Genomic DNA, 12,785 nt, shown 5'->3' with positions numbered 1-12,785 from the left:
TCATTAATCTGTCTCCTCTGGAATAATCAGCAGCACTTCAACGACGGTTGCTTCTCCGTTCTGCTGCGCGGGGCGGAATTGCCACTGTTGAAGTGCATGAAGCAGAAAGCGTGCCTCGGCTAATCCATTGGGAAACACAACGGCAAGATTCTCAAAGCGGCCCGAGGTGTTCACGAATCCGTGGACCATAATTGCGTCGGCGTTCAGGTCCGGGTCGATGCTTGGGCGCAGGATGTCATAAGGCCAGGGAGCATCCAGCTTCACTACGCTGCCTGCGGCTGCGGCGTCCTTCGATCGAGGCAGCGAATACTGCAGTATCCAATTCTTCGTCGCTCCGACGTGCAGATAGACGGTATAGGCCAGCCTGCCGCTCCAGATCCCTACCGTCTCCGGGTAGTCCTCGGCGATGGACGAGCCTACGACGACGACGCCGAACCTGCCGTCTCTGGGCAATGAGACATGCGCGATGGTGTATGCGCCACCCGCATCGTTGCCGATTCCACCACCCAAGCCCTGGCCGCTGCCCCCGCCTGCGCCACCTGCGCCATGCCCTCCCGCTCCGCCTGCACCAACGCCGTTCCCACTCCCTGCTCCTGTGCCTGCGACGGTGGAGTTGCCCGCGCCATTTCCAGGCGTTGTGCCGGAACCGTTCCCGCTTAGCTTGCTGTTAGCGGCTCCTCTTCCAGTCTGTGCAGCTCCGCCCGGCTGTCCGGGAGCGAGCGGGCCAGGCAGTGCTCTCGCAGAGATCGCATTAAATTGCGGCACAGCGACTGTACCCTCTTTTAGCTGAACGTCAGAGAGCGAGATGACGCTGGCTGGCGCGAGTTCAACCTCGCCCTTGGTTGCTGTCTGGGGAATGTGGGCAGCGACGGGGGCCGCGGCCGCGACGGTCACTGGAGAAGTGGTGCTCGGCGGAGGAAGCGGTGTCACCGCTGGCGTAGGTGTCGGAGCGATGCGAATGTCAGCCAGCCGCTCTGCTCCATTGGGAGCAGCCAGCGAAGGCTTGGTGGTGATCGCGGCTACCTTCGGCTGTGGCGGGGTGACAATCTTCTTCACAGGTATCTGGCGCGCGCTCCATACCATCATCTGCGGCGGCGCCGCCTCTTGAGGAATGGCGAGGTTGTACTTCGCGTCAGGCTGAATGACGGTTACGGTCGTCTGCTTTATTACTGGCAATGGAACCGGAATGTGTGGCGCCGCGATCTGTCCAGCACTGCCCGCCGATGCGGATGCCTGCATCTCCGACGGCTGGCCGGGCAGCGTTGGCGGCTTTGGCGGATACCACTCGACCTGCGGTGGCGTGGGCTGAAGCTCCATGATGCGCACTTCGTATCGCTGTGGCGCAGGCTTTGGCGTTCGTGCAGGCTGCCCCGCGATGAGAAACGCAAAAACGCAGACGACTCCATGCACCAGAATGGACACCATCATCGCCGAAGGTTCCCGCGTAGGCGGCTCCGGCGGCGTGGCGAACAGCACGATCATTTGCGAAGAGCGCATGGTGTATTGAGCTACAGGTACAGCACTCCGTGTGCATGAAGCGAAGAGCAATTTCGAGGCCAACCGATATATCTGTAACTACCTGCTAAGTCGTGCGGCGGCGCTTGCAAGCGTGTCTCGAAAGCTACATCGGCGTCGCTGCTGGTATACAGGTGTTCACACCTGGGCCCCTCGGCAAGGGCTAAACCGCTGATTCTCCATCAAAACGCTGCTTTCGTCCTTTGGCACAGCAATTGCCACCTATAGCCAGCGAAGCGGAACGGCTCGGGAGCCGGCCGCGAGGGGAATCGCTCCAATGAATCGTCGAATCTTCATTATCTTGTTGAGCGCCTTTCTGATAGCTGTTGCCTGCAGCTATCTCGTCTTCCGTCTGGTGGGACACCGGCTGGCTGGATCGCACGCTGCGACGACAAGGGTTGTAGCCGCGGCTGCAGACATCAAACTTGGCTCCGTGCTCAAAAGCTCCGATCTGACGACAGTCGAAATATCCGGCACCCTGCCCAAGGGAGTTGTTCTGAAGCGGGAAGATGCCATCGGGCGCGGTGTCATCTCTGACCTGTACCAAGGCGAGCCGATTCTTGAGAGCCGGTTAGCTGCACCGGGATCTGGTGGCGGCCTCGCCGCGACAATTCCTCAGGGCATGAGAGCAGCAGCGATTAAGGTAAACGAGGTGGTGGGTGTCGCCGGGTTTGTGACGCCGGGCATGCGCGTCGATGTAGTGGTCTCCGGCACACCTCCAGGGCAGCAGCCCACCTCCGCGCAAGGATCAATGGCCAAGACCTTGCTGCAGAATATCCAGGTGCTTTCGGCCGGCACCGACATCCAGCGCGATGCCGAGGGTAAACCGCAACAAGTCCAGGTGGTGAACCTGCTGGTAAGCCCGGAGCAGGCGGAGATACTGAGCCTGGCCAGCAATGAAGCGCGTATTCAGCTTGTGCTGCGCAATCCTCTCGATACGCAGATCGCCACGCCGCCCGTCACGAACACGGCGGAGCTGTATTCGGGGGCCAGCGTGCCGGTGAAATCTCCGGTCGTGTACCACAAGCCGGCGCCCAAGGCCGCGGATACGTCGCGCGTGTACGTCGTTGAAGTTTTGAATGGCTCGAAGAAAACAGAAGCCAAATTCCCATCTGGCGAGGAAAAACAGTGAAACAGCGAAGCCGGATCTTCCTTATTCGTTTGACTGCGCTTTCTTTTGCAGCGTGTCTTGCCGTGGCGCCTCAAGCACATGGCCAGACTGCGGGCCTCAGTCAGGACTCGACCAACGACCTTGCCGTCAGTGTTGGCAAATCGGCCCTGGTGGACTTCGACAAGCAGGTTACTCGCGTTGCCATCGGATCGTCTGACGTTGCCGAGGCTACTGCCGTCAGTCCGACCGAAGTGATGGTGAACGGCAAGGCCGCGGGCGATACGACGCTGATTGTGTGGGAACAGGGAGGCGGGCGGCAGTTCTTCAACGTCTCTGTTCATCCCAGCCGATTCGCCGCCGAAGATCGCGTGACCGATCTGCGCAGGGAGCTGCGCGCAGCGTTGCCGGGGCAGAACATCAACGTCACCGCCGTCAACAATCTGGTCTTTCTGCGCGGAACGGTGAAGGATATGACGAGTTCAGACCGCGCTGTAGAGATTGCAGCCACAGCGGGAAAAGTCGTCAATCTGCTCTATGTGGAAGTGCCGTCTACACCGAGGCAGATTCTGCTGAAGGTGCGGTTCGCCAGTATTGATCGCAGTCTGGTCAACCAGCTTGGAGTGAATGTCTTCAGCACCGGTGCGGCGAACACCATCGGCACGGTTTCGACAGGGCAATTCTCGCCTCCGACAGTCACGATGCCAACCGCCTCAACGGGTGCGGTGGCCACAGTCAGTCAGGCACTTAATCTGTTCTTCTTCCGTCCGGATCTCAATCTTGGCGCGACGATTCAGGCACTGGAGAACAAGGGCGTCGTTCAGGTGCTTGCCCAGCCGAATGTCCTGACGGAGAACGGCAAGCAGGGCAGCTTCCTTGCGGGCGGTGAGTATCCTTATCCGATCGTGCAGGGCATTGCCGGAGGAGTGGGAGGCGCCGTCACGATTGAGTTCAAGGAGTACGGCGTGCGCCTGAACTTCATCCCCACTATCATGCCCGATGGCAACATACGGCTCCAGGTCGCGCCCGAGGTCAGCTCGCTCGACTTCACCAACGCCGTGACGATCTCAGGCTTCACCATCCCTGCTATCACGGTGCGTCGTGTGAATACCGAGGTCGAGCTTGCACCCGGACAGAGCTTCGCCATTGGTGGCCTGCTGGACAATCGTGAGACCTCGACCTTCGAAAAGATGCCGTTCATCGGCGACATACCCGTCCTGGGCAAGTTCTTCCAGTCGGTCTCGAAGAACCGCACCAATACGGAGCTGATCGTCTTCATCACGCCTGAGATCGTCGATCCCATCAAGGCGGGCGAGCCGCTGCCTGGGTTGAGCTATCCGGATAAGTTCCTGCCGCCGAACTCGAAGATTGCGATGCATCAGCCAGATGGCACAACGGAGAGCCAGAACACAACTGTTCCTGCCAGCACGGCGGCTTCTGCGGCTGCGCTGCCCGCTACGGCGGTCCCCGTCGAGCAGCTCAAGGAGAGCATGAAGCCGGAGACGCCGCTCGTGACCGAGGGCAGTTACACCGTGGGTGTAGCTGGCGGTTCGGGTGCCTCGACCGGCGCGTCGTCCTCTTCCATGCCGCAGTGAGGAGACCTGATTCTGGTATGGGGTTCTTGCGCTATCTCGGCGGCCATCATGCTCAGCCCCAAGCGAAGCTGCGCGTGAGAATCGCGAACGTGACGCGGCAGTCGGTTCTTGCCGACAATGTCGAGGTTGCCGACCACGGCGCGGCAAGAAGCAAAGGGCTGCTTGGGCGCGATGGTCTTGACCAGGGCGAAGGCCTCTGGATCGTGCCCTGCGAGGCCGTCCACACCATCGGTATGAGATTCCCTATCGACCTGGTCTACATCGACCGCAACAAGGTTGTGAAGAAGGTCAGGAGCAGCGTGCGTCCGTGGCGTCTCTCCGGGTGCCTGACGGCGCACTCGGTCATCGAGCTGGCCTCCGGCGCCGTTCTGGCTGCCAAAACCCATCGCGGAGATGCACTTGAGTTTTCACCCGTGGATGGTGTCTGAGGCCGCGCGCTCTGGCTTCAACGTGGCATTTTGCTGCGCATGTATACGCCAGTGTTACCCGCTTGGAAAAGCTGTAAACACCCGTTCACAGGGCTCTTGGATTGAGGTATTCAAAACGCTGATTCTGCAAGGGTTTCGTCCGCCACAAAAGTGGCCATTCACTTGCCATTACCTAGGGCAGGAACCAGCCAAGGCTGGAGATCAAACTTCGTAGGGGAGATGACTCACATGATGAACAAACTATGGAAGCTTTCGGTAATGCTTCAGATTCTGAAGGACGAGAGAGGACAGGACCTCGTTGAGTATGCCTTGGTCGTCGCTCTGGTTGCTCTGGCTGCAACTGCCGGTATGAACTCGCTGGCGACAGCCATTAACGCCGCGTTTACTGCTGTTGGCACCAAGCTCGGCACATACGTTGGCTAGTCCTCAAAGTAAGGACGAGCATTTGCAGTACTGGCTTTTTTGCTTGGCTATTATTGAGTGGAGGATGCGCTCTTGCCCATGGTCTGGCGCACCTCCTCTTGTTCTGCTGTTGAAGCATCGTTCCGGCGGAGTTGCAGAATGATCGTCGGAGAGAGTGTCGGGCAGATGCTAATCCTGTCCTCGACTTCCTGATGACTTGAAGATGCAGGTGGGTGATGGTGGAGCGTACGTGAGCTGTTCTATCCTGTAAACGTATTCCCATCGAAAGGCCTTCCGCCCGATGTTTCTTAAAGACCTCCGCACCCAGGTGCTTGAAGCCAACCTCGAACTCGTCCGCCGCGGGCTCGTGCTCTACACCTTCGGCAACGCCAGCGGCATCGACCGCGAACAGAACCTCATCGTCATCAAGCCTTCGGGCGTCGACTACGACGAGCTTAAGCCCGAGCACATGGTCGTCACCGACATCCACGGCACCGTCGTTGAAGGCAATCTCAAGCCCTCGTCCGACCTCGACACCCACACCCTGCTCTACCGCGAGTTCCCGTCGATTGGCGCGGTCGTCCATACGCACTCGGAGTTCGCCACCAGCTTTGCCCAGGCAGGCATGTATATCCCGGCGCTCGGCACCACGCACGCCGACTACTTCTACGGCCCCGTTCCGGTGACGCCTCCGCTGACCGATGCGGCGATTGGCGGGCGCTACGTTCACGAGACCGGCCTCGCCATCGTGAACTACTTCCGCCAGCACAAAATCGACCCGCTCGCCGTGCCAGCGTGTCTGGTGAACGGCCACGCGCCGTTTTGCTGGGGCAAGGACGCGCAGGACGCCGCGCACAACGCCGTGGTGCTCGAGGCCGTCGCGAAGATGGCCTACAACACGCTCACGCTCAAGCCGAACTCCGAAGGCGTCAGCCAGGCGCTGCTCGACCGCCACTACTTCCGCAAGCACGGCCCCAGCGCCACCTACGGACAGGGCCAGTAACTCTGACTACAACTCGACCTTGAGTGTTTTGCCCTCGGCGCTGCTCTGACGTGCAAGCTCCAATAGCCGAACGACGCGGTAGCCATCTTCCGGTGTGACGGCGAGCTTCGCGTCTCCGTTGATGGCATCACGCACGTTCGCGTAGTAGAGGCGATAGTCGCCATTCGCAGTCCTGATAGGCTCTCGAACGAGCGTTGCCGGATTCGCAGGGTCTGGCGCGATCGTCAGCGTGCCCCACTCCGACTCTGGTTCGCCGAGCCAGTCGCCCGTGCCCATGCGCGGCACCTTCGCGCCGCCGAGTAGTGCAGGCTCCTGTGGATCGAGTCCATATTTCTTGAAGCTGCCCTTCGTGCCATGCAGCAGAAAGCGCGGCGAAGCGTCGCAGGCCAGGTAGGTAGCGCGGCAATGCGCGAGCAGACGCGGGTAGTGCAGTGTGATGTCGAAGGCATCTTCGATGTCGGTGTGATCGCGATCTTTGCGGACGCTGGCCGTAATCGCTTCTGGAATGCCAAACAACACGAGCGCCTGATCGACAAGGTGCGGTCCCAGGTCGAAGAGCATTCCGTTCGCAGCGTTGCCAGCTTCCTTCCACGTGTTCTCACGCGGCTCCGGACGGAAGCGATCGAAGTGCGATTCGAAGGTGACGAGACGACCTACGGCGTTCGATTCCACCAGCTTGCGCACGGTGAGAAAGTCTCCGTCCCATCGCCGATTGTGAAATGGCACAAGCACCAGGCCCTTTGCCCGCGCAAGATCTGCAAGCTCACGCGCCTCGACGCTGGTCGCGGTGAAGGGTTTGTCGATGACAACGTGTTTACCGGCCTGTAGCGCCTGCTTCGCAAGCTCAAAGTGCGTCTCATTGGGCGTGCCGACGACGACAAGCTGGATCGTGCTGTCACCGAGCGCTTCTTCGACCGAACGCAGAATGCGTGCATTGGGCCACGCTTTGGCGGCGGCATCGCCCTTGCGTTGCACAATCGCTTCCAGCTTCAGCCCTGGCACAGCGCTGACAAACGGCGCGTGAAACACTTGTCCGGCCAGGCCGAACCCGATGACGGCAACCCCGATCTCTCTGCTCATTCATGTCCTCGCAAACAGGCCCTGCAATTTTTCCAGTGCTTTAGGCCTTCGCAATCTCTTTGAGAGCAGGATATATCCGACGGTACTGTTTGTACGCGGCGTTCATTGTCGCAGCATCTTTTGGCGCGACCGTGGAAGCGACGCGCACAGTTGCCGCGCAGGCTTCTTCCACGTTGCTCCACGCTCCAACGCCAGTCCCTGCCAGCAATGCTGCGCCGAATGCTCCGCCTTCTTCGGCTTCGAGAATTTCGACAGGCTGCCCGTAGACATCGGCCTGAATCTGTCGCCACAATGGCCCTCGCGCTCCGCCTCCGCCAAGACGGATTGCTTTTACAGGAACATGCAGCTCTTCGAAGAGCGTGAAGGTGTCGCGCAGGCTGAAGGCCACGCCTTCAAGCACCGCACGAACGAAATGCGCCCTCGTGTGCGAGGCCGTGATGCCGACAAAGGCCGCGCGTGCATTGGGATCAAGATGCGGTGTGCGCTCGCCGAAGAGATACGGCGTCCACATCAGGCCGTCGCTGCCTGCTGGAGCCGTGGCCGCAAGCGCAGATAATTCGTCGTAGTTCATCCCAATAGCGAAGGTGTCGCGAAAGTAGCGCAGACTCAGGCCCGCACCGTTGGTCACGCCCATCACGTGCCAGCGTCCGGGGGCCGCGTGGCAGAAAGTATGGAGGCGTCCCAGGCGATCTTTTGCGGGCGAGTCGGTAGCGGCGAAGACCACGCCCGACGTGCCGATCGTTGCCGAAACCGAGCCCGGCGCAAGAATGCCCATACCAACCGCGCCTGCTCCCTGATCGCCCGCGCCAGCGGCTACCGGCGTACCTGCTGCCAGCCCTGTGGCTCCCGCGCCAGCTTCGCTGATGCGCGCGCAAATCTCCGGACCTTCGAAGAGGCGCGGCAGCCATTGCATCGGAATCCCCGCGGCCTCGGCGACCTCGGTAGACCAGCGCCGGTGCGCAACGTCAAGCAGGAGCGTGCCGCTGGCCTCCTGCATGTCCATCGCAAACTCGCCCGTCATGCGGTAGCGCACGTAGTCCTTGGGGCAGAGCACATGCGCAATTTTGCTGAAGATCTCCGGCTGGTGTTTGCGCACCCACAGCAGCTTGGTCAGCGTGAAGTTCGGCAGCGCTGGATTGCATGTGAGCTCGATGAGGCGCTCGAAGCCAATCTTCTCTGTCAGCCAGTCACACTCCGGCTGAGTGCGCTGGTCGCACCAGATAAGCGCGGGCCGCAGCACATTGCCCGAGGCGTCGAGCATGACGCAGCCGTGCATCTGCCCCGTCAATCCGACGGCCTCGATCTCGTTGCCCGCCAGGCCGCTTGCAGCCATCGCCCCCGTGATGGCTTCGCGTGCGGCGCGCCACCAGTCTTCCGGGTCCTGCTCGGCCCAGCCGATGTGCTCCGAGCGGATTGGCGCGTGCTCTGCCGCGTGTGAGGCGATGAGCCTGTCCGCGCGGTCGATCAGTACCGCCCTTGTTCCACCCGTTCCGACGTCCACTCCTAGAAACATGCAGTCACCCTTGCTAAATCGGTTGAATTTGTATTACGAGTGTATTCGGGTGTGTGTCCGGATGCGAGAGAAATCCTGCTCCATTCCACTTTGCGGCATCGGAATTCGGCGAGGATTCTTTTTGAAGCCTTCTTGAGCCTGCACGCATCAGAACCAGTGCAGACATTTTGTTATTGGATAAGAACAACATCCCAAAATGCATTGCCCTTCATCTAAAGGAAAAGATACAGGTAACATCAAGCATATGACCAAGTGCAAACCAGCGCGTGTGGCCGGAAGCATTGCCGTGGCTCTGGCAGCCTGCCTGCTTGGCGCAACGGGCAAGGCGCAGGCGCCGAATACTCCAGCCAGCGGAGCCAGCACGGCCACAGAAAGCTCTCCCGTCGCTGGTGCGCAGCAGCAACTTTACACGGCCTCCGGCGAAAATGGCGCGAAGACCACGCAGGGTTCATTTGCCGGCAGCGTAGTCACAGGCAAAGCGACCAGTGGTGTGATAGACCTCTCGCTCGACGACGCAGTTCAGCGCGGCCTTCGCCAGAACCTCGGGTTGATCCTTCAGTCTTCTGCAGAGAAGAACGCCTCCGGCCAGCGCCTCGAAGAGCTGCAAGCGCTGTTGCCTACCGTAACCGGCACGGCCGCCATCGAAGTGCAGCAGATTAACCTCGCCGCGTTCGGTCTGAAGTTTCCCGGCCTCAACCCCATCGTCGGGCCGTTCCAGACAGTGGACTTCCGCGCCTATCTGACGCAGAACCTCGTGAACGTCTCGGCGCTTCAGAACTACCTCGCAGCAAAACACAACTTCAACGCCGCGCACCTGACTGCGCAGGACGCACGCGATCTCGTGGTCCTTACCGTCGGCAATGGCTATCTGCTCTGCATCGCCGACAGCGCGCGCATCGATGCCGTGACGGCAGAACTCGCCACGTCGAAGCTCTCGCTCGACCAGGCCAACGCCGCGCACGACGCCGGCACCAGCCCAAAGCTCGACGTGCTGCGCGCGCAGGTGGATTACCAGAACGAGCAGCAGCGGCTCATCTCCGCGAAGAACGAGTTCGAGAAGGACAAGCTTGCGCTGGCCCGCGCGATTGGCCTGCCGCTTGACCAGCAGTTCAATCTGACCGACAAAGTTCCTTTTGCCGCGCTCAACGGCGTCGATCCACAAACAGCCTTCGCGCAGGCGCTCAAGACCCGCAAGGACCTTCAGGCGTCCGAGGAGCAAGTGAAGGCCGCCGAAGCCGAGAAGAAATCGGCATGGGCCTATCAGCTTCCTGTCGCCAGCTTCTCCGGCGACTTCGGCGACCTTGGCACCACGCCAGGCCACTCGCACGGCACCTACTCGGCCACCGGCCAGATCACGGCGCCTATCCTGCAAATTGCGAAGACGCGTGGTCAGGAACAGGTCGCGGGAGCGCAGTATGACGAGGCTCGCGCGAAGCTCGCCGACCAGACCCAGCAGGTCAATCAGGATGTCCGCGACAGTCTGCTTGATATTCAGGCGGCGGAGAAGCTTGTCGACGCCACTCGCTCGAACGTCGAGCTGGCGAAAGAGGCGCTTGACGAGGCGCAGCAGAGGTTCCACGCCGGCGTCAGCGACAACCTCGCCGTTTCCGAGGCGCAGGCTCAGACCGAGCAGGCCAACGATCAGTACATCAGCGCGCTCTACCAGCACAACGTAGCGAAGCTCGCTCTGGCGCGCGCTCTTGGCGCAGCCCAGACCAACTACAAAGATTATCTTGGAGGAAAGTAATCGTGTCAGACCATACTCCGAACGCAGAAGCGGATCAGGAACAGCAGGAGCAGCAGGAGCCGCAGGAGAAGAACCCGCGCCGCAAGTTGATTGTCATCCTCGTCATCGCGATTCTGGCCATCGGCGCAGGCCTTTTCTACTGGCATTCCACCTTCACCGAGAGCACGGACGACGCGCAGGTTGACGGCGATCTCTATCAGGTCAGCTCGCGCGTGACCGGGCAGGTCATCAAGGTCTACGTCGACGACAACCAGAAGGTCGAAGTCGGACAGCTGCTCGCTGAGATCGACCCCAAGGACTATCAGGTTGCTCTCGAACAGGCGCAGGCCAACCTCGCCAGCGCGCAGGCTTCGGCGCTCCAGGCCACGGTCAACGTGCCTATCATCAGCACGAATGTGAGTACGAGCGTCAGCACAACACGCTCCGATGTAGATGCCTCGCAGGCAGCCGTCGATGCCGCTGAAAAGCAGGTGCAGGCCGCACAGGCGCGCGTCGATGAGGCCAAGGCCAATCAGACCAAATCCGACCTCGACGTTGAGCGCTACACACCACTCGTCCAGAAGGACGTCATCTCGAAGCAGCAGTATGACGGCGCCGTTGCTCTCGCTGCAGCGAACAAGGCCAGCGTGCTCGGAGCCGAGGCGCAGTTGATTGCGCAGCGCGCTGCCGTCACGCAGGCAATTCAGCGACTCTCGCAGTCGAAGTCGCAAGCGGCTGAGTCCGTCAAAAATGGGCCCGACCAGGTGCGTGCCCAGCAGGCTCGTGCCAACGCTGCGCTGGCCGAGGTCAAACAGGCGCAGGCCAAAGTCGATCAGGCAATGCTCAATCTGAGCTACACCAAGATCACCGCTCCCGTCACAGGCATCGTCAACAAGAAGAGTGTGCAGGTAGGAGAGAACCTCAGCGTCGGCCAGGATCTGCTGACCATCATTCCGCTCACCAACCTGTGGGTCACAGCCAACTTCAAGGAGACCCAGATTGACCACATGCGCTCCGGCCAATCCGTCACCATTGAGGTAGATGCGCTGGGTGGCCGCAAGTTCTCAGGCAAAGTAACGCAGATTGGTGGAGCAACCGGCTCACGTCTCTCGCTCTTCCCCCCCGAAAACGCAACCGGCAACTATGTGAAGGTAGTTCAACGCATTCCGGTCCGCATTGACTTTACGAATCTTCAACAGGAGAATTCCGACCTCAAGCTTCGTCCGGGCTACTCCGTTACGCCCGACGTCCGCGTGAAATAACGCTGCATTTACAAGACCCGCGCCCGGATGCGACATCGCCCCGGGCGCGAGTATCTTTAAGACACAGGCTGCATCCCGGGCCCCGCGTGGCTCATCTAGGTAGAAAAGAGACTTTTTGTTATGCCGATCGCGCTCGAATTTTTCGTGCACTATGCCTACGTCATCATCTTTCTATGGGTGCTGATGGAGCAGATCGGCGTGCCCGTTCCCAGCATCCCTGTCTTGTTGACGGCAGGTACTCTTACTGCCACCCATCGCATTCACCACTGGCCTGTGCTGCTGGTCACTGTAGCCGCCTGCATGCTCTCAGATACCGCATGGTTCTACCTTGGGCGCCGCTATGGCAACAGCGTCCTTCGGCTGCTGTGCCGTCTCTCGCTCGAAGCATCCACCTGCGTCAGCAAGACTGAGAATTATTTCAGCCGGCGTGGTGCATCGACGTTGCTACTGGCGAAGTTCGTCCCCGGCCTCAGCACGGTCGCACCGCCTATTGCTGGACAGGTCGGCACGCCGTATATGCGCTTCTTCGCCTGGGACCTCGCGGGCTCAATCATTTGGGCTGAGGCGTTCATTCTCGCAGGCCGCTTCTTCGGTGATATTGCCCAGCGGAGCGAACGTTTCTTCAGTTGGCTCGGCCACTTTGCCTTCTTCATCTTTGTCCTGATGGTGCTCGGCTTTCTTGCTTATCGCCTATGGAAGCAGCGCACCTTCCTCACGCAGGTGCGGGAGATGCGCATTGAGCCGGAGGAATTGAAGACGATGCTCGACGATGCCGAGCGGAACGGAAACACGCCGCCGTTCATCGTTGACCTGCGCCATCCGCTCGACTACCTTCCTGATCCACGCGTGCTACCGGGTGCGCTGCGTATTGGGCCGAACGAGGTCCGTGAGCACAACGAGATCATTCCGCGCGACCGCGACGTCATCCTCTATTGCACCTGCCCCAGCGAGGAGACCAGCGCGAAGCTTGCCATGCAGCTTCACAAGCTGGGGATCTACCGCGTGCGCCCGTTGCGCGGAGGCTTCGACGGGTGGAAGAAGGCAGGCTATCCGTTGGTCGATTACACCAGCGATACGCCAATAGCGGGCGCAGTCGTTCAGAAGATACTGCCTGCTTCTGCAGCGTCATCTACTCATTCCGCATAGATCGTCC

At 60.4% G+C, this 12,785-nt stretch carries 11 protein-coding genes; 8 read left to right on the top strand and 3 right to left on the bottom strand.

The genetic code is table 11. The features are described from left to right. Positions 1–3 precede the first annotated feature (3 nt). On the bottom strand, positions 4–1,497 hold the full coding sequence (locus tag IEX36_RS06275) for a hypothetical protein (RefSeq protein WP_188758406.1): 1,494 nt from the start codon (positions 1,495–1,497) through the stop codon (positions 4–6). 295 nt (positions 1,498–1,792) lie between these two features. Here IEX36_RS06275 and cpaB point away from each other — a divergent pair, with 295 nt between their 5' ends. The 5 genes from cpaB (at position 1,793) to IEX36_RS06250 (ending at position 6,051) form a co-directional block, all read left to right on the top strand. Beyond that, positions 1,793–2,647: a Flp pilus assembly protein CpaB gene (gene cpaB / locus IEX36_RS06270; RefSeq protein WP_188758405.1), complete on the top strand. Its 855-nt coding sequence runs from the start codon at positions 1,793–1,795 to the stop codon at positions 2,645–2,647. A gap of 62 nt (positions 2,648–2,709) precedes the next feature. Continuing rightward, the gene (locus tag IEX36_RS06265) at positions 2,710–4,218 is read left to right on the top strand and encodes a type II and III secretion system protein family protein (protein WP_229668758.1); all 1,509 of its coding nucleotides are present in this window, start codon (positions 2,710–2,712) and stop codon (positions 4,216–4,218) included. A gap of 17 nt (positions 4,219–4,235) precedes the next feature. Then, entirely contained in the window at positions 4,236–4,646 is a 411-nt protein-coding gene (locus IEX36_RS06260; RefSeq protein ID WP_188758404.1) for a DUF192 domain-containing protein, read from the top strand. Positions 4,647–4,874: 228 nt separating this feature from the next. Further along, positions 4,875–5,069 (top strand): Flp family type IVb pilin, encoded by a 195-nt coding sequence (locus tag IEX36_RS06255; RefSeq protein ID WP_188758403.1) that lies wholly within the window; start codon positions 4,875–4,877, stop codon positions 5,067–5,069. A 280-nt stretch (positions 5,070–5,349) separates the two neighbouring features. After that, positions 5,350–6,051, top strand: a complete 702-nt coding sequence (locus IEX36_RS06250; protein ID WP_188758402.1) for an L-ribulose-5-phosphate 4-epimerase — start codon at positions 5,350–5,352, stop codon at positions 6,049–6,051. Between the two features lie 6 nt (positions 6,052–6,057). On the opposite strand, the gene IEX36_RS06245 is transcribed toward IEX36_RS06250, so the two are convergent. Together IEX36_RS06245 and xylB are read right to left on the bottom strand one after the other, a co-directional pair. Further along, complete coding sequence (locus IEX36_RS06245) at positions 6,058–7,131, bottom strand: oxidoreductase (RefSeq protein WP_188758401.1); 1,074 nt, start codon at positions 7,129–7,131, stop codon at positions 6,058–6,060. Positions 7,132–7,171: 40 nt separating this feature from the next. Then, a complete protein-coding gene (gene xylB / locus IEX36_RS06240) occupies positions 7,172–8,644 on the bottom strand; it encodes a xylulokinase (protein WP_188758400.1) in 1,473 nt (490 codons plus the stop codon). 286 nt (positions 8,645–8,930) lie between these two features. Between xylB and IEX36_RS06235 the strand changes: the two genes are divergently transcribed. The 3 genes from IEX36_RS06235 to IEX36_RS06225 all read left to right on the top strand — a co-directional run bounded on the left by IEX36_RS06235 (position 8,931) and on the right by IEX36_RS06225 (position 12,778). Then, positions 8,931–10,391, top strand: a complete 1,461-nt coding sequence (locus IEX36_RS06235) for a TolC family protein (RefSeq protein WP_229668757.1) — start codon at positions 8,931–8,933, stop codon at positions 10,389–10,391. A 2-nt stretch (positions 10,392–10,393) separates the two neighbouring features. Continuing rightward, a complete protein-coding gene (locus IEX36_RS06230) occupies positions 10,394–11,632 on the top strand; it encodes an HlyD family secretion protein (protein ID WP_188758398.1) in 1,239 nt (412 codons plus the stop codon). Between the two features lie 120 nt (positions 11,633–11,752). Continuing rightward, a complete protein-coding gene (locus IEX36_RS06225; RefSeq protein WP_188758397.1) occupies positions 11,753–12,778 on the top strand; it encodes a VTT domain-containing protein in 1,026 nt (341 codons plus the stop codon). Positions 12,779–12,785 lie beyond the last annotated feature (7 nt).

Origin of the sequence: Edaphobacter acidisoli, from assembly GCF_014642855.1 — a bacterium.
GTDB classification, from domain to species: Bacteria; Acidobacteriota; Terriglobia; order Terriglobales; family Acidobacteriaceae; genus Edaphobacter; species Edaphobacter acidisoli.
This window is presented reverse-complemented; position numbering and strand designations above follow the sequence as displayed.